Origin of the sequence: Stutzerimonas kirkiae (assembly GCF_004327335.1) — a bacterium.
In the GTDB taxonomy this organism is placed as follows: domain Bacteria; phylum Pseudomonadota; class Gammaproteobacteria; order Pseudomonadales; family Pseudomonadaceae; genus Stutzerimonas; species Stutzerimonas kirkiae.
In genome coordinates this window covers 39,966-63,120 of the sequence record NZ_QJUO01000013.1, presented here as the reverse complement: position 1 = coordinate 63,120, position 23,155 = coordinate 39,966, and the positions used below count along the sequence as shown (strand labels likewise).

Annotated in this window: 15 protein-coding genes; 12 read left to right on the top strand and 3 right to left on the bottom strand. The window is 64.8% G+C overall.

Translation table 11 applies throughout. From position 1 onward, the window contains the following. Nucleotides 1–474 precede the first annotated feature (474 nt). The 3 genes from dnaE (at nt 475) to tilS (ending at nt 6,656) form a co-directional block, all read left to right on the top strand. Nucleotides 475–4,002 (top strand): DNA polymerase III subunit alpha, encoded by a 3,528-nt coding sequence (gene dnaE, locus DNJ95_RS09215; protein ID WP_131184431.1) that lies wholly within the window; start codon nt 475–477, stop codon nt 4,000–4,002. Between the two features lie 200 nt (nt 4,003–4,202). Further along, complete coding sequence (locus DNJ95_RS09210) at nt 4,203–5,153, top strand: acetyl-CoA carboxylase carboxyltransferase subunit alpha (protein WP_131184430.1); 951 nt, start codon at nt 4,203–4,205, stop codon at nt 5,151–5,153. A gap of 183 nt (nt 5,154–5,336) precedes the next feature. Next, a complete protein-coding gene (gene tilS, locus DNJ95_RS09205; protein ID WP_131184429.1) occupies nt 5,337–6,656 on the top strand; it encodes a tRNA lysidine(34) synthetase TilS in 1,320 nt (439 codons plus the stop codon). Between the two features lie 175 nt (nt 6,657–6,831). Here tilS and DNJ95_RS09200 read toward each other — a convergent pair whose 3' ends face one another. Further along, nucleotides 6,832–7,704 carry a helix-turn-helix transcriptional regulator gene (locus DNJ95_RS09200; RefSeq protein ID WP_131184428.1) on the bottom strand — a complete coding sequence of 291 codons (873 nt, stop codon included), beginning with the start codon at nt 7,702–7,704 and terminating at the stop codon, nt 6,832–6,834. A 163-nt stretch (nt 7,705–7,867) separates the two neighbouring features. Between DNJ95_RS09200 and DNJ95_RS09195 the strand changes: the two genes are divergently transcribed. From DNJ95_RS09195 to ispD, 7 genes are all read left to right on the top strand, one after another. After that, complete coding sequence (locus DNJ95_RS09195) at nt 7,868–9,997, top strand: TonB-dependent siderophore receptor (protein WP_131184427.1); 2,130 nt, start codon at nt 7,868–7,870, stop codon at nt 9,995–9,997. Nucleotides 9,998–10,077: 80 nt separating this feature from the next. Beyond that, complete coding sequence (gene fes / locus DNJ95_RS09190; protein WP_165491618.1) at nt 10,078–11,637, top strand: enterochelin esterase; 1,560 nt, start codon at nt 10,078–10,080, stop codon at nt 11,635–11,637. A 781-nt stretch (nt 11,638–12,418) separates the two neighbouring features. Further along, nucleotides 12,419–14,050, top strand: a complete 1,632-nt coding sequence (locus DNJ95_RS09185) for a CTP synthase (RefSeq protein WP_131184425.1) — start codon at nt 12,419–12,421, stop codon at nt 14,048–14,050. After that, nucleotides 14,047–14,892 carry a 3-deoxy-8-phosphooctulonate synthase gene (gene kdsA / locus DNJ95_RS09180; protein ID WP_131184424.1) on the top strand — a complete coding sequence of 282 codons (846 nt, stop codon included), beginning with the start codon at nt 14,047–14,049 and terminating at the stop codon, nt 14,890–14,892. Before DNJ95_RS09185 ends, kdsA begins: the two co-directional genes overlap by 4 nt. A 53-nt stretch (nt 14,893–14,945) precedes the next feature. Next, on the top strand, nt 14,946–16,235 hold the full coding sequence (gene eno, locus DNJ95_RS09175) for a phosphopyruvate hydratase (protein WP_131184423.1): 1,290 nt from the start codon (nt 14,946–14,948) through the stop codon (nt 16,233–16,235). Between the two features lie 213 nt (nt 16,236–16,448). Next, nucleotides 16,449–16,727 carry a cell division protein FtsB gene (gene ftsB, locus DNJ95_RS09170; protein ID WP_131184470.1) on the top strand — a complete coding sequence of 93 codons (279 nt, stop codon included), beginning with the start codon at nt 16,449–16,451 and terminating at the stop codon, nt 16,725–16,727. Continuing rightward, a complete protein-coding gene (ispD, locus tag DNJ95_RS09165; protein ID WP_131184422.1) occupies nt 16,724–17,431 on the top strand; it encodes a 2-C-methyl-D-erythritol 4-phosphate cytidylyltransferase in 708 nt (235 codons plus the stop codon). Before ftsB ends, ispD begins: the two co-directional genes overlap by 4 nt. A 148-nt stretch (nt 17,432–17,579) precedes the next feature. Here the strand turns inward: ispD and DNJ95_RS09160 are convergent, their stop codons facing one another. Further along, nucleotides 17,580–18,452: a LysR substrate-binding domain-containing protein gene (locus DNJ95_RS09160; RefSeq protein ID WP_131184421.1), complete on the bottom strand. Its 873-nt coding sequence runs from the start codon at nt 18,450–18,452 to the stop codon at nt 17,580–17,582. A gap of 251 nt (nt 18,453–18,703) precedes the next feature. Between DNJ95_RS09160 and DNJ95_RS09155 the strand changes: the two genes are divergently transcribed. Next, the gene (locus DNJ95_RS09155) at nt 18,704–19,819 is read left to right on the top strand and encodes an S-(hydroxymethyl)glutathione dehydrogenase/class III alcohol dehydrogenase (RefSeq protein ID WP_131184420.1); all 1,116 of its coding nucleotides are present in this window, start codon (nt 18,704–18,706) and stop codon (nt 19,817–19,819) included. Between the two features lie 47 nt (nt 19,820–19,866). Then, on the top strand, nt 19,867–20,709 hold the full coding sequence (gene fghA / locus DNJ95_RS09150) for an S-formylglutathione hydrolase (protein ID WP_131184419.1): 843 nt from the start codon (nt 19,867–19,869) through the stop codon (nt 20,707–20,709). Nucleotides 20,710–20,815: 106 nt separating this feature from the next. Here the strand turns inward: fghA and DNJ95_RS09145 are convergent, their stop codons facing one another. Then, nucleotides 20,816–22,861, bottom strand: coding sequence for a S9 family peptidase (locus DNJ95_RS09145; protein ID WP_131184418.1), 2,046 nt, complete (start codon nt 22,859–22,861; stop codon nt 20,816–20,818). Nucleotides 22,862–23,155 lie beyond the last annotated feature (294 nt).

The following is a 23,155-nucleotide window of genomic DNA, read 5'->3' as shown; positions in this document are numbered from 1 at the left end:
CTCTTCGCCGCCATCCCTGGCGGCGAAGGCCCCGTCCCACCACCAGGCATTCGCACAGCCACTCTCGGCGGTGTCTGTGGGAAAGAACTGGTGAAGCCGAACACCCTCCAAGTGATCCCGTACGGCGGCGGCTCTTCCTATAGTCACTGCGGTATTTGCCGCGAACCCGGCAGCCCTGTTTCGAAACCTTCGTCTTCAGGGACGCTGGCGAAGAGCACTCCCTTATTCATATGGGCGACGGGTTCATGCGTGTTTCGTAGCGGGGCTGGCCAGGTTCGCGACAGGACCGGCACCTGGACGCCGCCAGCGGCCTACGATGAAGCGCGCACTTGATTGCCAACCCGGCTGTATTTCCAGGACGCATACCCGGGACCGCGTGCCGAATCGCCTGGGCGGCCGATGCGGTGGCCCCGGAGCGGTTGTGTATCCGCTACAATGCCGGGCTCGTTTTCGTGGTGACTCCAAGGCCCGTCCATGTCCGTTCCATTCGTACATCTCCGTCTGCATACCGAGTTTTCCCTGGTCGATGGGCTGGTGCGGGTCAAGCCGCTGGTCAAGGCGGCGGCGGCGGCGGGGATGCCGGCGGTGGCGGTCACCGACCAGAGCAACATGTGCTCGCTGGTCAAGTTCTACAAGGCCGCCATGGGCGGCGGCATCAAGCCTATCTGCGGTGCCGATATCTGGCTGGCCAGCCGCCAGGAAGACGGCCCGCTGAGCCGCATGACCCTGCTGGTGATGGATGCCAAGGGTTATCGCAACCTGACGGAGCTGGTATCGCGTGGCTGGACCGACGGCCAGAGCAACGAGATGGTGATCATCCAGCCCGAGTGGGTGAAGGAAGCCGCCGAGGGGCTGATAGCGCTGTCCGGTGCCAAGGAGGGCGATATCGGCCATGCCCTGCTGGCGGGGGAACCGGCTCTGGCGGAAACGCTGCTGGAAGAGTGGCGGCAGGTGTTCGGCGACCGCTTCTACCTTGAGGTGCAGCGCACCAGCAGGGTGAATGACGAGGAATACCTGCATGCGGCGGTGGCGCTGGCCGACCGTTTCGGCGTGCCGCTGGTGGCGACCAACGATGTGCGCTTCCTGCGCCAGGAGGACTTCGAGGCCCATGAGACCCGCGTCTGCATCGGCGAGAGCCGTACCCTCGACGATCCACGCCGGCCGCGCAATTATTCCGACCAGCAGTATCTGAAGACCCCGCAGGAGATGGCCGAGCTGTTCAGCGACCTGCCGGAGGCGCTGGAGAACACGGTCGAGATCGCGCGCCGCTGCAATATCGAGGTGCAACTGGGCAAGTACTTCCTGCCGGATTTCCCGACACCTGATGGCATGGGCATCGACGACTACCTGCGGCATGCCTCCTTCGAGGGCCTGGACGAGCGCCTGGCGGTGCTGCTGCCCAAGGACACCCCCGACTACCAGGCGAAGCGGCAGGTCTATCTCGATCGCCTCAATTTCGAGCTGGATATCATCATCCAGATGGGGTTCCCCGGTTACTTCCTGATCGTCATGGACTTCATCAAGTGGGCCAAGAACAACGGCGTGCCGGTAGGGCCGGGGCGTGGCTCGGGTGCCGGCAGCCTGGTCGCCTACGTGCTGAAGATCACCGACCTCGACCCGCTGGCCTACGACCTGCTGTTCGAACGCTTCCTCAACCCGGAGCGGGTGTCCATGCCCGACTTCGATGTCGACTTCTGCATGGATGGCCGTGACCGGGTCATCGACTATGTGGCCGAAGCCTATGGGCGCAACGCGGTCAGCCAGATCATCACCTTCGGCACCATGGCGGCCAAGGCGGTGGTGCGCGACGTGGCGCGGGTGCAGGGCAAGTCCTACGGCCTGGCCGACCGGTTGTCGAAGATGATTCCCTTCGAAGTGGGCATGACCCTGGAGAAGGCCTACGAGATGGAAGAACCGCTGCGCGATTTCCTCAAGAACGATGAGGAAGCGGCGGAAATCTGGGAAATGGCGCTCAAGCTCGAAGGTATCACCCGGGGTACCGGCAAGCACGCGGGTGGTGTGGTCATCGCGCCGACCAAACTCACCGATTTCGCGCCGATCGCCTGCGACGAAGAGGGTGGTGGCCTGGTCACCCAGTACGACAAGGACGATGTCGAGCAGGCCGGCCTGGTCAAGTTCGACTTCCTCGGATTGCGTACCCTGACCATCATCAAGTGGGCGATGGAGACCATCCATCGCATCCAGAAGCGCGATGGCGCGGCGGACGAGGAACTGGTCAATATCGACTTCATCCCGCTGGATGACAAGAAAACCTACGACATGCTGCAGAAGGCCGAGACCACGGCGGTGTTCCAGCTCGAGTCGCGCGGCATGAAGGAGCTGATCAAGAAGCTCAAGCCTGACTGCCTGGAAGACATGATCGCCCTGGTCGCACTGTTCCGCCCCGGCCCGCTGCAGTCGGGCATGGTGGACGACTTCATCAACCGCAAGCACGGTCGTGCCGAGCTCTCCTATCCACACCCCGACTACCAGTACGCCGGCCTGGAGCCGGTACTGAAACCGACCTATGGCATCATCCTCTACCAGGAACAGGTGATGCAGATCGCCCAGGTCATGGCCGGCTACACCCTGGGCGGCGCGGATATGCTGCGCCGCGCCATGGGCAAGAAAAAACCGGAGGAGATGGCCAAGCAGCGCGGCGGCTTCATCGAAGGCTGCGCGAACAACGGCATCGACGGTGAGCTGGCGGGGAATATCTTCGACCTGGTGGAGAAGTTCGCGGGCTACGGCTTCAACAAGTCGCACTCGGCCGCCTATGGCCTGGTTTCCTACCAGACCGCCTGGCTCAAGGCGCACTATCCTTCGCCATTCATGGCGGCGGTGCTGTCGGCGGACATGCACAACACCGACAAGGTGGTGACGCTGATCGAAGAGTGCCGCAGCATGAAGCTGCGCATCGACGCGCCCTGCGTGAACACCTCGGAATTCAAGTTCACGGTCAATGAGGAGGGGCGCATCGTCTATGGCCTGGGGGCGATCAAGGGCGTTGGCGAGGGGCCTGTCGAGGCCATCGTCGAGGCGCGTCAGGCGGGGCCGTTCAAGGATCTGTTCGATTTCTGCGCGCGTATCGACCTCAAGCGCATCAACAAGCGCACCCTCGAGGCCCTGATCCGTGGCGGCGCCCTGGATCGCCTGGGGCCGTGCTTCTTCGACGAGCCGAAGGCCTATCAGGCCAGCCTGGACCAGAACCGGGCGATCCTCCTGGCGGCGGTGGAGGAGGCGGTGCAGGCGGCCGAGCAGACCGCACGCAGCCAGGAAAGCGGCCATATGGACCTGTTCGGCGGGCTGTTCAGCGAGCCCGAGGCGGATGTCTATGCCAATCACCGCAAGGTGCGTGAACTGTCGATGAAGGAGCGCCTGAAGGGCGAGAAGGACACCCTCGGCCTCTACCTGACGGGGCACCCCATCGACGAATACGAAGGCGAGGTGCGGCGCTTCGCGCGGCAGCGCATCGTCGACCTGCGCCCGGCGCGGGATACCCAGACCATCGCCGGCCTGATCGTCAACCTGCGGGTGATGAAGAACAAGAAAGGCGACAAGATGGGCTTCATCACCCTCGACGACCGTTCCGGGCGTATCGAGGCCTCGCTGTTCGCCGAGGCCTTCAACAGCGCCCAGGCCCTGTTGCAGACCGATGCGCTGGTGGTGGTTGAGGGGGAGGTCAGCAACGATGACTTTTCCGGTGGCCTGCGCTTGCGTGCCAAGCGTGTGATGAGCCTCGAAGAGGCGCGCACCGGGCTGGCCGAAAGCCTGCGCCTGCGTCTGGGCAATGATGCGCTGAAAGGCGATCGGGTGCGTTGGCTGGCCGAAATCTGCGGGCGTCATCGTGGTGCCTGCCCGGTCACGTTGGACTATATTGGTGGCGATGCCAGGGCGCTCCTGCAGTTCGGCGAGCGCTGGCGGATCGACCCCGCCGACAATTTGATTCAGGCATTGCGTGACCAGTTCGGACGCGACAACGTCTTTTTGCAATACCGATGACGCCCTGATGGGGTCATTGCCGATGTCGACATCTGGCAAGGCGGGAGTGGCGGGTGGTTTTCCGCGTTTCGTCCAGCCTCGAGGCTCCAGCGTTTTTCGCCCCGGGTGTCGACCTGAATGCCTCCTTCCCGTAAGGTATGGCGCACAAAAAACGGAACAGCTCCCGGCCTTCGAGGCCGTCGACGCATGACGGATACCTAATGAACCCGAATTTTCTGGATTTCGAACAGCCGATTGCCGACCTGCAAGCCAAGATCGAAGAGCTGCGATTGGTAGGCAATGACAACTCACTGAACATCGGCGATGAGGTCGCCCGCCTGCAGGACAAGAGCGAGTCGCTCACTGCAAGCATCTTCGCCAACCTGAGCAGTTGGCAGATCGCTCGACTGGCGCGTCACCCGCAGCGCCCCTATACGCTGGACTACATCGGCAACCTGTTCACCGAGTTCGAAGAACTGCACGGTGACCGGCACTTTTCCGATGATGCTGCCATCGTCGGCGGCGTAGCCCGCCTCGAGGGCCAGCCGGTGATGGTGATCGGTCACCAGAAAGGCCGTGAAGTGCGCGAGAAGGTCCGCCGCAATTTCGGCATGCCGCGTCCCGAGGGCTACCGCAAGGCCTGCCGCCTGATGGAGATGGCCGAGCGCTTCAGGATGCCGATCCTGACCTTCATCGACACCCCCGGCGCCTATCCCGGCATCGACGCCGAGGAGCGCAACCAGAGCGAGGCCATCGCCTGGAACCTGCGGGTCATGTCCCGTTTGAAAACCCCGATCATCGCCACCGTGATCGGCGAGGGCGGTTCGGGCGGCGCGCTGGCGATCGGTGTCGGCGACCGCCTGAACATGTTGCAGTACTCCACCTACGCGGTGATTTCGCCGGAAGGTTGCGCCTCGATCCTCTGGCGTACGGCGGAAAAGGCGCCGGAAGCGGCCGAAGCCATGGGCGTCACCGCTGCCCGCCTGAAGGACCTGGGCATCGTCGACAGGATCATTACCGAGCCCTTGGGTGGTGCCCACCGCAATCCGCAGGCGATTGCCGAAAGCATCCGCGATGTGCTGAACGAGCAGTTGGACGTGCTCAAGGGGTTCGATACCGAAACCCTGCTGGCCCAGCGCTACGAGCGCCTGATGGGCTTCGGCGTCCAGTAAGCGCCATGGCCTGCACGAGCCTGGACGGTCCCAGGCTAGTGCCGGCGTCACTGGGCAGGGTGCGCCACGCGCGCCGGCAGGCGGCGGATATTCGCTCCTCGATTCGATACGGATGGGCCATTACCCGGCGCATCCGCTGCCGATCGCTCCTCGATACGACACTGGCCGTGGGATGCTCATGCCATGGATGACCAGGATTTCGAAGCACACCTGCTCGACGCACTGAAGCCCTGGCTGCCATCCGGGCGGGTCTGGATTGCCTTTTCCGGCGGCCTGGATTCTACCGTCCTGCTGCATGCCATGGTCGCTCTGGCCGCACGCCAGCGGCTGCCCGAGGTGCGCGCCATCCATGTCCACCACGGATTGCAGGCGGTCGCCGACGCATGGGTCGAGCACTGCCAGACTGTCTGCCTGGCGCTGGGCGTAGAACTCTGTGTACGGCGGGTGCGGGTCGACCCTGGCAGCAGCCTGGAACGCGCCGCGCGCGAGGCCCGCTATGGCGCTTTCCAGGCGTTGCTGGGGCCTGGCGAACTGCTGCTGCAGGCCCAGCATCAGGATGACCAGGCGGAAACCATTCTCTATCGGCTGTTGCGTGGGGCGGGTGTACGTGGCCTGGCGGCGATGCCGGCCAGCCGACCGCTGGCGGCGGGGCGCCTGGTGCGTCCGCTGCTTGGGGTTCCGCGTGCCGTTTTGCAGGCTTATGCCGAACGGCATGGGCTGAACTGGGTCGAGGACCCATCGAATACCGATACCCGGCTGGCGCGCAATTTCCTGCGCCAGGAGATCCTGCCGCGCTTGCGCCGGCACTGGCCCCAGGCCCCGGCGGTGCTGGCGCGTGCCGCTGCGCAGCAGGCCGAGGCGCAGGTGCTGTTGCAGGAATTGGCCGAACTCGACCTGCAGTCCTGCCGCATGGGGCCGCCCCTCGACTGGCTGGATTTCCCCTGCCTGGACCTCGATGCACTGCGCCAGCTATCCAGTGCGCGCCAGCGCAACCTCTTGCGCCACTGGCTGGCGGATTTCGGCCGCTTGCCGGATAGCCGCCACTGGCGGGGCTGGGAGGCTTTGCGCGATGCGGCCGTTGATGCCAGCCCACGCTGGCGGCTGGACGGTGGAGAGCTGCGCCGCCATGGGCGCCGCCTGGTATGGCTCGAATCGCTCTGGTGCGCTGCCTGGGCCGGCCAGGAGCAGCCCTGGGCCGCGCTGCAGAAGCCGTTGCCGCTGCCGGCAAATGGGACGGTCTGGTTCGAAGGCGCTGCCCCCGCGGGCCGGCTGAGCATCGCTTACCGCCAGGGCGGGGAAATACTCGACCGGCCCGGACGTGGCCGGCGTGATCTCAAGCGCCTGCTGCAGGAGGCCGGCATTCCCGAGTTCATCCGCCCGCGCCTGCCTCTGCTGCTGCGGGAAGGGCAGGTGATCGCGATCGCCAATGTGCTGGACTGCGCCGGCCATGGAAAACTCAGGTGGCGGCCGCCTTGCACACATTCGCCGGGCCAGACCGGATAGCTGTCGCGCGGCAAACAGTCGAAAAGAGCGCTGGAGGCTGGACGAAAGAGCCTGGCATGGTTTTTTCGTCCAGCTTTCCAGCCTCCAGCGCTTTTATCGAAGCCCCTTGCCGGTGAACGACGGCATGGCGTGATTGGCAGGGGCTTTCGCGGCAAGCGGTGCGGCACGCTGTGCGCTACGGCGGCTTGAGGCCTGTGGCCGCTCCCGGCCTGAGTACGAACCTGGGCGAGAAACCGAATTCGCGCTTGAACGCCGTGCTGAAGTTGGCCGGGTTGGAGTAGCCGGCGATAAAGGCCGCCTGGCTGACCGTGGCGCTTTGCCCGCGCAGCGCCGAGAGCGCCATGGCCATGCGCCGGCTCCTGATGACATCGGATGGGCTCTGGCCGAAGTTGTCCTGGCACAGCCGCTGCAGTGTCCGTGGGCTCAGGGCACAGGCGCGGGCCAGGTTCAGGGCGTTCAGGTCCGGGTCATCGAGGTGGTGGTTCAGATAGTCCTGCACCCGCTCGAGCGCTGGGCGCCGGCTGGTGGGGGGCGCCGGCCGGGCGTCGCGGCTGCAGGCGCAGAGTGCCGCGCGGTAGAGGTTGATGCCGTCGGACAGATAGGCCAGGTCGCCCAGCATGTCGCGCCGTGGGGTGCTGGCGGCGATCAGCGCCGTCGCGCTTCCCAGCACCGCGGTATCCGGCTCGAGAAAGCGGTGCTCCAGGTGCGCGGGCCGGGGGGGGCAACTCTCCCGTTCGTCGCACGCTTCGTCGAGCGGCCAGTGGGGGGCGATCGACACCACCACCTTGCTGAATGGCCGGCCCCGGTACTCGAGCATTCTCAGTGTCGAGTCCCTTTCCAGCCTGACCATCATGGCCACGGGGCACTGGCGTTTTTCGGTGGACAGGGTGAACTCCTGGTCATCGATGCAGAACTTCTGATGCCCGTTCAGCAGCAGCATGAACATCTGCTTGGGCGTCAGCCGACGTTCGGTCGGAGCGCACAGGCCGGACACTTCCTCGTTCAGCACGCCTATGCGCAAATCACCCGGGTATATACGAGCGGCCACCCCCCACCTCCCACTGGATTCGTTGCGTATGTCCGATGCGCAAAGCCTTTTGTCCTGTCGGCAAAGGACCCTCGGCAATTCGGTTTGTATTGTATATGAGATTCATAACCAAATCTGATGGATTCTCATATATGCATCAGTACCAGCCGGGGGAGTGGAAAGAATGTCAGGTATCGAAGTAGAAGCTCAGCGCAATGAATGGTACGGCATCATGCTGCTGGCTACGGCCCTTGCCGGTGTGCCGGGCGGCGTGCTGGCGGAGCAGGTGGCCAGTGGCACGACGCAACTGGGGGCCATTAGGGTCGCTGACAAGGCGGAAGGCGACTATGTCGCCGCCAGTTCATCCTCGGCGACGAAAACCGATACTCCCGTGAAGGAAACGGCGGCCTCGATCTCCATCGTCACTGCCGCGCGGATGGAGGAGCAGGCGGTCAAGTCGATTCCCGAGGCGCTGCGCTATACCGCCGGCGTGGTTTCCGAATACCGTGGTGCTTCGAATGCCGGCGATGAAGCCATTGTCCGCGGCTTCGGCTATGTACCGCGTTTCGTCGACGGCCTGTCCGTCGGCAGCGGCACCATCGAGCCCTGGCTGCTGGAGAGTGTCGCAGTGTTGAAAGGGCCGGCCTCACTGCTCTATGGCCAGAGCAATCCGGGCGGTCTTATCGATATGACCACCAAGGCAGCCTACGGCCAGGAGATCAATCGCTTCGGCCTGGCAACCGGTTCGGGGTCGCGCGCCGAGAGCCGCTTCGACTTCGCCCGCAACCTGGAGGGCACGGACCTGTCCTGGCGCGTGGTGGGCCTGGCGTCGCGTGCCGATACCCAGGAGGACGGCCTGAAGAGCCGTCGCCTGGCCATTGCGCCATCCCTGTTGTGGGCGCCGAGCGAGGCCACCAGCCTGACCGTCTCCGCGCGCTACCAGCGCGAGCCGGATGCCGGCTATCGCAATTTCCGCGAGCGCCTGGGCACCGAGACTTCGACCCGCTACGGTCGTATTCCGTCGGACTTCCTGGTCGGCGATCCCGCCCATGAGCGCTCGGCGAGTACCAGCCTTTCCCTCGGCTACAGCTTCGAGCATGCCTTCTCGCCCGACCTGATCTTCCGCCAGAAAGCCCGCATCTCGAACGTCGAATCGACCCGCGACACGCTGGTGTGGGGCTCGCTGGCCGCCGACCAGCGCACGATCTCGCGCACGGCCAGCGACTCCGAATCGGAAAACGACCAGGCGTTGATCGACAACCAACTGGAAACGCGCTTCGGCTTCGCCGGTTTCGAGCATGTGCTGCTGGGCGGTTTCGACGTGCAGTACACCAGGGCGACCAGCCTGTCCTGGCGTGGGCGCGCCAACCCGATCGACTGGCTGGCGCCGGTCTACGGCAACGTCGTGCTGACCGGCTATGGCCAGTCGGGCGACTCGCTCTCGCGCACCCGCCAGCAGGGTGTCTACCTGCAGGACCAGCTCACCCATGGGCGCTGGCACCTGGTGGCCGGGCTGCGTTATGACCGGGCCAGCAACGAGTCGCTGAATTATTTGGCCGGCACGCGCTCGCCCGATATCGACAACGAAGCCGTCACGGGCCGTATCGGTGCGCTGTATGCCTTCGATAACGGCTTTGCCCCCTATATCAGCTACTCGACCTCGTTCGAGCCGGTGACCCAGGCGCCGCAGGCCGGCGAGGGCACCTTCGACCCGACCGAGGGCGAGCAACTGGAGGTCGGTGTGAAGTGGTCCCGGCCCGACGATAGCCTGATGGTCACCGCGTCCGTCTACGACTTGCGCCAGACCAATGTGCTCAAGTCGATCGACGGCACGACCCCGACGGCCTATGAGCAGGTCGGTGAGATCAAGAGCCGGGGCTTCGAGCTCGAGGCGCAGGGCCGGATCAGCCGCAACCTCTCACTGATTGGCGCCTATTCCTACAACGACTCGAAGATATCCGAGTCCAACAAGCCTGCCGAAGTGGGCATGAAGAATGACCGGGTGCCGCGGCACCAGGCATCGCTGTGGGGCAAATACCTGTTCGACAACGGCCTGGATATCGCCCTGGGCGCTCGCCACACCGGTACCAGTTGGGCGCGCAACAATGCCTTCAGCGTTTCCCGCTATACCCTGCTCGACCTCGCGCTCGGCTATGAGTGCGGCAAGCTCGACCCTCGCTGCGCAGGGCTGCGCGGGCAGGTGAACGTGTCGAACCTGACCGACAAGTTCTACGCCGCCTCCTGTTCCGGTGCCTATGCCTGCTTCGTTGGCAACGAACGTGTGATCACCGCATCGCTGGATTACCAGTGGTGAGTGGTGGTGGGCGAGCGGCGGCATGGTTGTCGCTGCTCATGCTGCTGCCGCCAGCGGGCGTGGCGATGGGGGCGGGGGATATGACATTGCGCGTGGGGCAGCCTTTCGAGCGTAAGGTCGACGCCCCCCTGACGCTGGCGCTGCCGGTTGCCGCGGGCGACTACGTCGTCGGGCGGGTCGAGGCCGCTGGCGCGGCGCTGGATGTCGATATCCTCGGCGAGGATGGTGCTCACCATCGGCGTATTGCCGACCAGCAGGGCGGTGTCATCGGGTTTCGCTTCGTGGCCGAGGCCGCCGGTATCCGCCTGCGACTGGCGCCTGCCGGGGCGGTGGCGTTATCGGTGGTCATCGAGGAGGTGGTGCCGGTCGCCGAGCAGCGGCCGCCGGCCGCGGAGTACCTCAGCCCGCGTATCGCCGGGTTGGCCGCGGAACTGGCGGCGGGGCGCGGCAGCGAGGCATTCTGGCGGGAAGTGGCGGAGCGCGGCACGCCGCTGATCGAAACGCGGCGGATGCCCGGCCCGTTCTATCCGGGGGCGCCGGCGCGGATGCGCGAGCAGACGCTCATGACCTTCCTCTGGCGCGGCGCGCAGCGCAATGTCCGGCTGGTCGGCGGGCCATCCAGCGACCATGCCTGGCTCGAGCGGCTGGGCGCCAGCGATGTCTGGTTCGTCACTTTCCCGGTGCCGCCCGCTACACGCCTGGCGTACCAGTTGGCGCCCGATATTCCCGACATCCCCGGTGATGCCCGGGTGCGCCGGGGCGCCATCTCCGCCACCCTGCAGATGGACCCCTTCAACCGCCAGCCCTGGCCGCGGCAGGCGCCGGATCGCTTCAACCAGCAGGCGACCGTCGAGCTGGCGGGTGCGCCCACGCAGCCTGGTACACCTGCGATGCCAGCGGCGGACCCGCTGCTGTGCTCCTTCGTCTTCGCCAGCGAGACGCTGGGCAACAGCCGGCGGATCACTGTCGCCCATCCGCGCGATCTCGACCCGTCCGACCCGAACCTGGTGCTGGCGATCATCTTCGATGGCGAACGGGCGCTGCATCAGATCGACGTGCCGGGCATGCTCGATACGCTGACGGCGAGCGGGCGCCTGCCGCCGGTGGTCGCGGTGCTGGTGCCTTCGATCGACAGCGGGACTCGTTCGCGGGAGTTGCCGGGCAACGCTGCCTTTGCCGATGCGCTGGCCGATGAGTTGTTGCCACGGGTCGCCGCCTTGACCGGCATCCGCCCCGAGGCTGAGCGGACCGTCCTGGCCGGAGCCAGCTATGGCGGCCTGGCGGCGGCGACCGCGGCTTTACGGCGGCCGGATCGCTTCGGCAATGTGTTGTCGATGTCGGGTTCGTTCTGGTGGGCGCCGGAAGGGCGCGACACGGACGGTACGCCCTTCGTCGGCCAGTCGCTGGCGGAGGCCGGGAAGAAACCGCTGCGGTTTTTCCTCAGCGCCGGCACATTCGAAAGCGGGCATGGCGATGTCGCCGGTATTCTCGAAAGCTCGCGCCAGGTGCGTGATATCTCGCGGCTGAAAGGCTATGAAACCCACTGGCGCGAATATGCCGGCGGGCATGACTGGCTGGTTTGGCGCGGCGCCCTGGCCGACGGGCTTATCGCACTGTTCGGCGCTGTGCACGAAGAATAGGGGAGGCAGGGCCAGAGGGGTCGTGCCATGCCTGTGACGGCAGGTCTTGCGATCGGATTGGCAATAAAGTGCTGGCTACAGAGCGTGCAGCGTGCTTTCGGGCTCATCGTCCCTGTGCGAATGCCTGGTGGCGGGACGGGGCACGCGTGAATACATCCCTGTAGCTCTTCGCCGCCCCACCACCAGGCATCCGCACAGCCACCTTCAGCAGTGCCTGCGGGAAAGAGCGAAAAAGCGAAAGCCCTGCGGATGATTCAGTACTGCGCCGACTGCTCTTTCCATAGTCGCCTCGAGCCTGGCCAGCCCCGCTGCGAAACCTTCGTCGGCAGGGACGCCGAGTAAAAGCGCTCCCTTCTTCATATGGGCGACGGGTTCATGCGTGTTGCGTGGCGGGGCTGGCCGGGCTCGCGACTCCGCTGGCTCCAGGGCACCACCCTCTGCGTTCGATGATATGCACACTGCCAATCCGCCATGCCCCATAAGCGCATACGGGCTGGCGTGTGGGCCGGGTGCCCCCTGGCGGCGGTCATGGTTGGCGGCTGGAACACAGGTTTGCGCACACCTTTCCGACTACTTCCATAACGGCTGGCCGCTTGCCGTTCTTCCCCCCTCAATAGCTTTCCGGTAGACTGCCCTCCCGTCTTAATTCAGGTATTCGCTGCTTCCCCGGAAGCGGTGGATGTTCGCTATTTCGCAGCATGGATTGCCCGGCTCGGAACGAACCAAGGCCTTCTTTGCTCCCCGGCGGCCTGTCCGCCCATGCTGACTTCTAGGGTTTTTCATGACGCGCTACATCTTCGTCACGGGTGGTGTTGTTTCTTCATTGGGGAAAGGCATTGCCTCGGCTTCACTGGCGGCCATCCTGGAGGCGCGGGGCCTGAAGGTCACCATGCTGAAACTGGACCCATACATCAACGTCGATCCGGGCACCATGAGCCCGTTCCAGCACGGCGAGGTGTTCGTCACCCACGACGGCGCCGAGACCGACCTCGACCTGGGCCACTACGAGCGGTTCATCCGTACCACCATGACCCAGAACAACAACTTCACCACCGGCCGCGTCTACGCCGACGTGCTGCGCCGCGAGCGCCGTGGCGACTACCTGGGCGCGACCATCCAGGTGATCCCGCACATCACCGACGAGATCAAGCGCCGGGTGATCAAGGGCGCCGGCGACGCCGACGTGGCGCTGGTGGAAGTGGGGGGGACCGTGGGCGACATCGAGTCGCAGCCGTTCCTCGAGGCGATCCGCCAGTTGCGGGTGGAAGTGGGCGCCAAGCGCGCCATGCTGATGCACCTGACCCTGGTGCCCTACATCGCCACCGCCGGCGAGACCAAGACCAAGCCGACCCAGCACTCGGTCAAGGAGCTGCGTTCCATCGGCCTGCAGCCGGACGTGCTGGTGTGCCGTTCCGACCGCGCCATCGACGTGTCCTCGCGACGCAAGATCGCGTTGTTCACCAACGTCGAGGAGCGGGCGGTGATCAGCCTGCCGGATGTCGATACCATCTACAAGATTCCCGCCGTGCTGCATGCCCAGGGCCTGGACGACTACGTCGTCGAGCGCTTCGGCCTGCAATGCGCCAGCGCCGATCTCTCCGAGTGGGAGCGCGTGGTGGACGCCAAGCTCAACCCCGAGCGTGAAGTCACCATCGCCATGGTCGGCAAGTACATGGAACTGCTGGACGCCTACAAGTCGCTGATCGAGGCGCTGAGCCACGCCGGCATCCAGAGCCGTACCAAGGTCAACCTGCGTTACATCGACTCCGAGGATATCGAGAACCAGGGCACCGGCCTGCTCGACGGTATCGACGCCATCCTGGTGCCGGGCGGTTTCGGCCTGCGTGGCGTGGAAGGCAAGATCGCCACGGTGCGTTATGCCCGCGAGAACAAGATCCCCTACCTGGGTATCTGCCTCGGCATGCAGGTGGCGGTGATCGAGTTCGCCCGCAGCATCCTCGGCTGGGGCGATGCCAACTCCACCGAGTTCGACAAGAACAGCGGCCACCCGGTGGTCGGCCTGATCACCGAATGGGAAGATGCCACCGGTGCGCTGGAAACCCGCGACGATGCTTCCGACCTCGGCGGCACCATGCGCCTGGGCGCGCAGGAGTGCGGCCTGGAGCCGGGCTCCCGGGTATTCGACTGCTATGGCAGGGAGCGTATCGTCGAGCGCCACCGCCATCGCTACGAAGTGAACAACAAGCTGCTGCCGCAACTGATCGACGCTGGCCTGAAGGTGACCGGTCGCTCCGGCGACGGTGCGCTGGTGGAAGTGGTGGAGGTCGCCGACCATCCGTGGTTCGTGGCCTGCCAGTTCCACCCTGAATTCACCTCCACGCCACGTGACGGGCATCCGCTGTTCAGCGGGTTCGTCAACGCGGCCCTGGAGCACAAGGCGAAGCGCGCATGAGCCAGAAAACCATTCGTGTCGGTTCCATCGACATCGCCAACGACCGGCCCTTCGTGCTGTTCGGCGGCATCAATGTGCTGGAGTCGCGGGAGCTGGCGCTGAGAAGTTGCGAAGAGTACGTGCGGGTCACCGAGAAGCTCGGCATTCCCTATGTGTTCAAGGCCAGCTTCGACAAGGCCAACCGTTCCTCGATCAACTCCTTCCGTGGCCCGGGCCTGGAAGAGGGGATGAAGATCTTCGAAGAGGTGAAGAAGACCTTCGGCGTGCCGGTCATCACCGATGTCCACGAGCCCTGGCAGGCGCAGCCGGTGGCGGAAGTCTGCGACATCATCCAGTTGCCGGCCTTCCTCTCGCGGCAGACCGACCTGGTGGTGGCGATGGCCAAGACCTCGGCGGTGATCAACATCAAGAAGGCCCAGTTCCTCGCGCCCCAGGAGATGAAGCACATCCTGCGCAAGTGCGAGGAGGCGGGCAACGAGCAACTGATCCTCTGCGAGCGCGGTTCGTCCTTCGGCTACAACAACCTGGTGGTGGACATGCTCGGCTTCGGCCTGATGAAGCAGTTCGAGTACCCGGTGTTCTTCGATGTGACCCACGCCCTGCAGATGCCGGGCGGCCGCGCCGACTCCGCCGGCGGGCGTCGCGCCCAGGTCACCGAGCTGGCCCGGGCCGGGCTCAGCCAGGGGCTGGCCGGCCTGTTCCTGGAGGCCCATCCGGACCCGGAAAACGCCAGGTGCGACGGCCCCTGCGCATTGCGCCTGGACAAACTGGAGCCCTTCCTGGCCCAGCTCAAGCGCCTGGACGACCTGGTCAAGAGTTTTTCCCCCATCGAAACCGCTTGAAGCCTGCCGCTCGCAGCTTGAAGCCCGTAGCCCCAACGGAGTGTTAACAACAAATGGCAAAGATCGTCGACATCAAGGGTCGTGAGGTTCTCGACTCCCGTGGCAACCCCACCGTAGAAGCCGATGTGATCCTCGACAATGGCATCGTCGGCAGCGCCTGCGCGCCTTCCGGTGCCTCCACCGGTTCCCGCGAGGCGCTGGAACTGCGTGATGGCGACAAGAGTCGCTACCTGGGCAAGGGCGTGCTCAAGGCCGTGGCCAACGTCAACGGCCCGATCCGCGATCTGCTGCTGGGCAAGGACCCGCTCGACCAGCGTGCCCTCGACCGCGCGATGATCGAGCTCGACGGTACCGATAACAAGGCCAAGCTGGGCGCCAACGCCATCCTCGCCGTGTCCCTGGCCGCCGCCAAGGCCGCCGCGCAGGACCAGGACCTGCCGCTCTACGCGCATATCGCCAACCTCAACGGCACCCCTGGCCAGTACTCCATGCCGGTGCCGATGATGAACATCATCAACGGCGGCGAGCATGCCGACAACAACGTCGACATCCAGGAATTCATGATCCAGCCGGTCGGCGCCAAGACCTTCGCCGACGCGCTGCGCATCGGCGCGGAGATCTTCCATCACCTGAAAGCCGTGCTCAAGGCCCGTGGCCTGAACACCGCGGTGGGCGACGAAGGGGGGTTCGCCCCCAACCTGGCCTCCAACGAGGACGCCCTGGCCGCCATCGCCGAGGCCGTGGCCAATGCCGGCTACACGCTGGGTGACGACGTGACCCTGGCGCTGGACTGCGCTTCCTCCGAGTTCTTCAATGACGGCAAGTACGACCTGGCAGGCGAAGGCAAGGTGTTCGATGCCGCCGGTTTCGCCGACTACCTGGCCGGCTTGACCCAGCGCTACCCGATCATCTCCATCGAGGATGGCATGGACGAGTCCGACTGGGCCGGCTGGAAGGGGCTGACCGAGAAGATCGGTGCCGAGGTGCAACTGGTCGGCGATGACCTGTTCGTGACCAACACCAGGATTCTCAAGGAAGGCATCGACAAGGGCATCGGCAACTCGATCCTGATCAAGTTCAACCAGATCGGTTCGCTGAGCGAGACCCTGGAAGCGATCCAGATGGCCAAGGCCGCCGGCTACACGGCGGTGATCTCGCACCGTTCCGGCGAAACCGAGGACAGCACCATCGCCGACCTGGCCGTCGGTACCGCTGCCGGCCAGATCAAGACCGGCTCGCTGTGCCGTTCCGACCGCGTTTCCAAGTACAACCAGTTGCTGCGCATCGAAGAGAAACTGGCTGGCAAGGCGCCGTACAAGGGCCGTGCCGAGTTTCGCGGCTGATCGCGGTGTAACCGCCCCCAGGGGTGGTTGAGATGCGGGAATGGAAACGGGTCGCCAGGCAGGTGGCCCGTTTCTTCTTGACAATCCTTATGATCGAATCCACTTTTTCGCGGTCCTAGTGCCCGGGGAGCAGTGTCTTGTGTCGCTTTGCCCATTATGCTGACTGCCGTTTACTCACCCGCCCAGGTCAACCGGACGCTTTCCATGCCGTCAATGCGTAGCCCCTACTGGCTGTTCGTCGTGCTGGCACTGCTGCTGGCCGGGCTGCAATACCGTTTGTGGGTCGGCGAGGGCAGCCTGGCCCAGGTGGCCGAGATCAAGCAGCAGATCGCCACGCAGCAAGGCGAGAACGAACGCCTGCTGGAGCGCAACCGCATACTCGAGGCCGAGGTCATGGAACTCAAGCGCGGCATGGAAACCGTAGAGGAGCGTGCCCGGCATGAACTGGGCATGGTGAAAGAGGGCGAGACCCTCTATCTGCTGGCCGAATGACAGGCGCCGGCACGGGCTTTCATGTCGTCCTGCCGGCGGCCGGCATAGGCTCGCGCATGCGTGCCGATCGCCCCAAGCAGTACCTGCAGGTGGCTGGACGCAGCATTCTCGAACACACCCTGGACTGTTTCCTCGGCCATCCCGGCCTGCGTGGCCTGGTGGTCTGCCTGGCGCCGGATGATCCGTTCTGGCTGCGCCTGGCCTGTGCCGGCGATCCGCGCATCCTGCGCGCCCAAGGCGGGCGGGAACGCGCCGGTTCGGTCCGCAACGGCTTGCAATGCCTGCTGGAGCATGGCGCATGTCTGGACGACTGGGTGCTGGTGCACGACGCCGCCCGGCCGAATCTCGCCCGCAGCGACCTGGACCACTTGCTCGACGCACTGGCCAACGACCCGGTCGGCGGCCTGCTGGCGGTGCCGGTACGCGACACCCTCAAGCGTATCGGCGCCGATGGCCGCGTCAGCGAGACCATCGACCGCACGCCTATATGGCAGGCCTATACGCCGCAGATGTTCCGCCTGGGCATGTTGCGCGACAGCCTGGGCGCCGCCCTGGCCGCCGGCGTGGCGATCACCGACGAGGCGTCGGCGCTGGAGTGGGCCGGCCTGTCCGCACGGCTGATCGAAGGCCGCGCCGACAACCTCAAGGTGACCCGCCCGGAGGATCTGGACTGGTTGCGACGGCTCTGGGGCGCCACTTCCTGAGGACCTGTTCAACGTTCATTTGCCAGATTCGAATCGTGGTGGCACCCAGCGCCCAGGAGCACAGCCTCGGTGGAAGCGGGCTCGCCCGCGCATGAGGCGCTCCGAGCGCGGAAGCTTCGCGGCCAGGGCTGCTCTTGAAGGGTGTTCGTCATGGTCCCAGTTCGTTCTTCAGTGCTTCGACCAATAACCTGACCTTGGGCAGCGGATAACGACGCTGGGGATAGACCGCCCAGACCGCCGTATTGGGCGGCTGGTTGGCCTCCAGCAGGGAGACCAGTTCGCCGCGTTGCAGGGGCTCGCGCACGTAATAGTCTGGCAACTGGCAGAGACCGAAGCCGCGCAGGGCCGCATCGAGCACCGCCTGGCCGCTGTTGCAGCGCCAGTTGCCGCCGGGTTTGAACGGGCGCTCGCTGCCGTCGAGCTGGAACAGCCAGGTGTCGCCGGTGCCGATCAGGCAGTTGTGGCGCGCCAGCTCCGACAGTGTATGCGGGCGCCCATAGCGCTCGAGGTAGGAGGGCGCCGCGCACAGGTACATGGCCCGTGGCGCGATGCGGGTGGCGACCAGTCGCGATTCGTTGAGCCGGCCGAGGCGGATGGCCAGGTCGAAGCCCTCCTGCACCAGGTCCAGTGTGCGGTTGCTCAGCTCGATCTCGACCTGCAGTTGCGGGTGCTGGGCCATGAAGCGATTGACCACCGGGACGATAAAGCGCTCGCCATAGGCCACGGCGGCGGTCATGCGCAACAGGCCGGTGGGGCTGCTGTGCAGGTCGCCGATGGCGAGGAAGGCTTCGTCGCGCTCCTCGATCAGCCGCTGGCAGCGGGCGAAGAAAGTATGCCCCGCCTCGGTCAGCGAGACGCGGCGGGTGGTGCGGTAGAACAGCCGCGCCTGCAGCCGCTCTTCCAGGCGCGCCACCTGCCGGCTGACGTGGGAGGAAGAAACCCGCAGCCGTTCGGCGGCGCGCATGAAGCTGCCACACTCGGCGACGGCGACGAATTCATCCAGTCCTTCCCAGCGGCTCATGGCGCTCCTTCGAGTGGCAGGTTTCAGGCGATAGGTTGCAGACCCGAGTATTCAGGGCCAGCCTGATACTTGCAGCTTGCAGCTTGCAGCTTGCAGCTTGCAGCTTGCAGCTTTTTATCCATTATTGTCCCTGAATGGCAATAATGAATTCCAGGGCCGAAGATTATCCCCTTCCAGGTTTGAATTAAACTTCGCGTCAATCGTGCGGCCGGATGCCTGGCCGCGCCCGTCCTTGTCTCAGGAGTGTCGCCATGAGCATCAAATCCCGTGCAGCCGTCGCCTTCGCGCCGAACGAACCCTTGCAGATCGTCGAGATCGACGTCGAGCCGCCCAGGGCCGGCGAGGTACTGGTGCGGATCGTCGCCACCGGCGTCTGCCATACCGATGCCTACACCCTGTCCGGCCAGGACAGCGAAGGGGTGTTCCCCTGTGTGCTGGGCCATGAGGGGGGCGGTATCGTCGAAGCGGTCGGCGAAGGTGTCACCTCGGTCAAGGTTGGCGACCATGTGATCCCGCTGTATACCGCCGAATGCCGCCAGTGCAAGTTCTGCCAGTCCGGCAAGACCAACCTGTGCAGCTCGGTGCGCGCCACCCAGGGCAAGGGCCTGATGCCGGACGGCACCACGCGCTTTTCCTACCAGGGCCAGCCGGTCTACCACTACATGGGCTGCTCGACCTTCTCCGAGTACACCGTGTTGCCGGAGGTTTCGGTGGCGGTGATCCCCAAGGAAGCGCCGCTGGAGAAGGTCTGCCTGCTCGGTTGCGGCGTGACCACCGGTATCGGTGCGGTACTCAACACCGCCAAGGTGGAAGAAGGCGCCACGGTAGCGATCTTCGGCCTGGGCGGCATCGGCCTGGCGGCGATCATTGGCGCGAAGATGGCCAAGGCCTCGCGCATCATCGCCGTCGATATCAACCCGGCCAAGTTCGAGGTGGCCCGCGAACTGGGGGCCACCGACTTCGTCAATCCCAAGGACTACGACAAGCCGATCCAGGAAGTCATCGTCGATCTGACCGATGGCGGCGTGGACTACAGCTTCGAATGCGTCGGCAACGTGCAACTGATGCGCGCGGCGCTGGAGTGCTGCCACAAGGGCTGGGGCGAGTCGACCATCATCGGCGTGGCACCGGCCGGCACCGAGATCAGCACTCGACCGTTCCAGTTGGTCACCGGCCGCGTCTGGCGCGGTTCCGCCTTCGGCGGCGTCAAGGGCCGTACCGAGCTGCCGGGCTACGTGGAAAAGGCCCAGGCCGGAGAGATTCCACTGGACACCTTCATCACCCACAACATGGGCCTGGACGCGATCAACGATGCCTTCGAGCTGATGCATGAAGGCAAGAGCATTCGTACTGTTATTCATTACTGAAACGCCGATTGAAGCGCTAGAGGCTCTTATCGTCTTTTGGGGGATCTATGGAAATCGTATCCAGCAACAAGAGTTTCGGCGGCTGGCACAAGCGTTACCGTCATCGCTCCAGCAGCCTGAACTGCGACATGGCGTTCGCCATCTACCTGCCGCCGCAGGCCGAGCAGGGGGCGAAGCTGCCGGTGCTGTACTGGTTGTCGGGGCTGACCTGCACCGACGAGAATTTCATGCAGAAGGCCGGCGCCCAGCGCCTGGCGGCGGAGCTGGGGCTGGTCATCGTCGCGCCGGACACCAGCCCGCGTGGCGAGGGCGTGCCGGACGATGCCGAGGGCGCCTGGGATTTCGGCCAGGGCGCCGGTTTCTACCTGAACGCCACGCAGGGGCCGTGGGCACGCCACTACCGCATGTATGACTACGTGGTGCAGGAGCTGCCGGCATTGATCGAGGCCAATTTCCCGGTGTCGGGCAAGCGTGGCATCGCTGGCCATTCAATGGGCGGCCATGGTGCACTGGTTTGCGCATTGAAGAATCCTGGCCGTTATCAGTCGGTGTCGGCTTTTTCGCCGATCGCCAACCCGGTCGATTGCCCTTGGGGCGAGAAGGCTTTTGCCCATTACCTGGGCGAAGACCGCGCGCTGTGGCGCGAGTGGGATGCCAGCCTGCTGATCGCCGGCGCCAAGGAGCGACTGCCGCTGCTGATCGACCAGGGCGACCGCGACGATTTCCTCGAGGGCCAGCTCAGGCCCCAGACGCTGGAAGCCGCCGCCAAGGCCGCTGGTCATCCGCTGACCCTGCGCTTGCAACCCGGCTACGATCACAGCTACTACTTCATTGCCAGCTTCATCGAAGACCACCTGCGGCACCATGCCAACGCGTTGGGGCAGGAATAAAACCCGAAAGCAGCGCTGTAAGGCTGGACGTGAACGCTCCGATTCGTACGATTTATCGTCCAGCCTCCAGCCTCCAGCCTCCAGCCTCCAGCCTCCAGCCTCCAGCCTATAATCCTGCCAGCACCTTGAGCAGAAACGCATACTCCAGCGCCACCTCGCGGATGCTCTGGTAGCGGCCGCTCATGCCGCCATGGCCCGAGTCCAGGTCGGTCTTGAGCAGCAGCAGGTTGTTGTCGGTCTTGCTCGCGCGCAAGCGGGCTACCCATTTGGCGGCTTCCCAATACTGCACCCGGCTGTCGTTGTAGCCCGCGACCACCAGCAGGTGTGGGTAGTCCTGCGCACGGACGTTCTCGTAGGGCGCGTAGGCTTTCAGGCGCTGGTAGACCTCGGGCTGGTTGGGGTCGCCCCATTCGTCGTATTCGGTCACGGTCAGCGGCAGATCGGTGTTGAGCATAGTGTTCAGTACGTCGACGAAGGGCACCTGCGCCACGGCCGCGCCGAACAACTGCGGGCGCTGGTTGAGTACCGCGCCGATCAGCAGGCCGCCGGCGCTGCCGCCACTGATCGCCAGGTTTGGGGATGTGGTGTAGCCCGTGGCGATCAGTGTTTCGGCGCAGGCGATGAAATCATCGAAGCTGTTCTGTTTGTGCTCCAGCTTGCCGGCCCGGTACCAGGCCTCGCCCATTTCACCTCCGCCACGGACATGGGCGATGGCGAAGATGAAGCCGCGTTCCAGCAGCGATAGCCGGGCATGGGAGAACCACGGGTCGAGGCTTTCGCCATAGGCGCCATAGCCGTAGAGATAGAGCGGGGCGCTCTTGCCGAAGGTGTCCCGGCGCGCCACCAGGCTGATCGGCACCCGCGTACCGTCGGCGGCGTTGGCCCAGATACGCCGGCTTTCATAGTCATCAGCGTCGAACGGGCCTTCCACCGGTGTCTGCTTGAGGACGGCCTGGCGTCCGCTGGCCAGTTCCAGGCTGCGCACCTGGGCGGGGCGGTTCAGTGCTTCATAGCGCAGGCGAATGAGCGGGCTGTCGAATTCCAGGCTGTCCTGTACGTAGAGGCTGTAGGCCGCGTCGGGCAGTTGCACGCGGTAAGGGGCCGCCTGCCGGGGCCGCACTTCGAGCAGCGGCAGGCCGTCCTGGCGCAGGGCGAGGGTGATGGCACCGGCATTGAGGGTGATGTCTTCGAGCATCACCCGCGGGTCGTGGGCGATGATTTCCCGCCATTGAGACTCCGGCGCTTTTTCATCGCCTGCAACCAGGTCATCGTGGGCGAACAGGGCGAAGTTGATACCGTTGCGGTTGCTGCGAATCAGCCAGCTCCAGCGTCCGTCGAGCAGGCCATGGTCAGGGTAGTATTCATGGCCTTCCTGGCGCGGCGCCAGGCAGCGCCAGGCACCCTCGGGGTGGTCGGCAGGCAGCGCCCAGGCCTCGCTGGTGGTCTTGCTGGAGGACAGGATGAGCAGTTGCCGCTCCGAACTGGCGCGCAGGCAGTGGAGGAAGAAACGCTGGTCATCCTCCTGGAAGACCCTTTCGCAGTTCTCCTCGCCCACCCGGTAGCGGTTGACGCGGAAGGGCCGGTGGCTGTCGTCGAGTTCGGTGAAGAATAGCGTGCGATTGTCATTGGCCCAGGTCATTCCGCCACCGCAATTGTCGAACGGCAGTTCGCTGACGGTGCCTGTGGCCAGCTCTTTGACGTATAGGCGATAGATCTCGTCGCCCTGGGTGTCGAGGCTATAGGCGAGCCACTGGTGATCCTGGCTGATGCTGAAGGTGCCCAGCGAGAGGAAGCCGCCATTGGCCAACTGGTTGGGGTCCAGCAGCAGTCGTTCGCTGTGCTCGTCCGTTTCCAGGCTGTCGCCGAGCGGGCGTCGGCAGCGATAGTACCGTGGGTATTCGTCACCGGCCGTGGTGCGCTGGTAGTAGAGCCAGGGGCCCCAGGGCGAGGGCAGCGACAGGTCCGTTTCACGGATACGTCCCTTGATTTCCTCGAACAGTTTCTCGCGCAGGGGAACCTGCTCCTGCAGTTGCGACTCCAGATACTCATTCTCGGCGCGCAGATAAGCCAGTACTTCGGCGTCGTCGCGCCGCTCCAGCCAGCGGTAGGGGTCTTCGCCGCTTTCGACGCGGGCGATGGGGGCTTGCGGCATACCGGACTCCAGAATCATCGAAGTGTCGATTAAGCCTATTCTTGTCCCGGGGCTCAAGCGGCACGAGCGAAAAAGCCATGGGGCACAGGACCCTCAGGGCGAGCGCGCTATGCACGGCAAACAGCCGAAAACAGCGCTGGAAGGCTCGAGGCTGGACGAAAGGGAGTGGCAACCGGTGTTTTTCGTCCAGCTTTCCAGCCTCCAGCGCTTTTATCGGAGCACCTTGCCGGTGAATAACGGCATAGCGCAATCATCCTGTGCAGACCCTAAGGGTGGATTGACAAGGTGGGACTT

Excerpts from the sequence above, each read along its gene's own strand:
- DNJ95_RS09185 (WP_131184425.1), top strand. The coding sequence starts at position 12,419 with ATGACGCGCTACATCTTCGTCACGGGTGGTGTTGTTTCTTCATTGGGG.
- DNJ95_RS09210 (WP_131184430.1), top strand. The coding sequence starts at position 4,203 with ATGAACCCGAATTTTCTGGATTTCGAACAGCCGATTGCCGACCTGCAA.
- ispD (WP_131184422.1), top strand. The coding sequence starts at position 16,724 with ATGACAGGCGCCGGCACGGGCTTTCATGTCGTCCTGCCGGCGGCCGGC.
- kdsA (WP_131184424.1), top strand. The coding sequence starts at position 14,047 with ATGAGCCAGAAAACCATTCGTGTCGGTTCCATCGACATCGCCAACGAC.
- DNJ95_RS09155 (WP_131184420.1), top strand. The coding sequence starts at position 18,704 with ATGAGCATCAAATCCCGTGCAGCCGTCGCCTTCGCGCCGAACGAACCC.
- DNJ95_RS09160 (WP_131184421.1), bottom strand. The coding sequence starts at position 18,452 with ATGAGCCGCTGGGAAGGACTGGATGAATTCGTCGCCGTCGCCGAGTGT.
- ftsB (WP_131184470.1), top strand. The coding sequence starts at position 16,449 with ATGCGTAGCCCCTACTGGCTGTTCGTCGTGCTGGCACTGCTGCTGGCC.
- DNJ95_RS09195 (WP_131184427.1), top strand. The coding sequence starts at position 7,868 with ATGTCAGGTATCGAAGTAGAAGCTCAGCGCAATGAATGGTACGGCATC.
- fes (WP_165491618.1), top strand. The coding sequence starts at position 10,078 with ATGACATTGCGCGTGGGGCAGCCTTTCGAGCGTAAGGTCGACGCCCCC.
- tilS (WP_131184429.1), top strand. The coding sequence starts at position 5,337 with ATGGATGACCAGGATTTCGAAGCACACCTGCTCGACGCACTGAAGCCC.
- DNJ95_RS09145 (WP_131184418.1), bottom strand. The coding sequence starts at position 22,861 with ATGCCGCAAGCCCCCATCGCCCGCGTCGAAAGCGGCGAAGACCCCTAC.
- eno (WP_131184423.1), top strand. The coding sequence starts at position 14,946 with ATGGCAAAGATCGTCGACATCAAGGGTCGTGAGGTTCTCGACTCCCGT.
- dnaE (WP_131184431.1), top strand. The coding sequence starts at position 475 with ATGTCCGTTCCATTCGTACATCTCCGTCTGCATACCGAGTTTTCCCTG.
- fghA (WP_131184419.1), top strand. The coding sequence starts at position 19,867 with ATGGAAATCGTATCCAGCAACAAGAGTTTCGGCGGCTGGCACAAGCGT.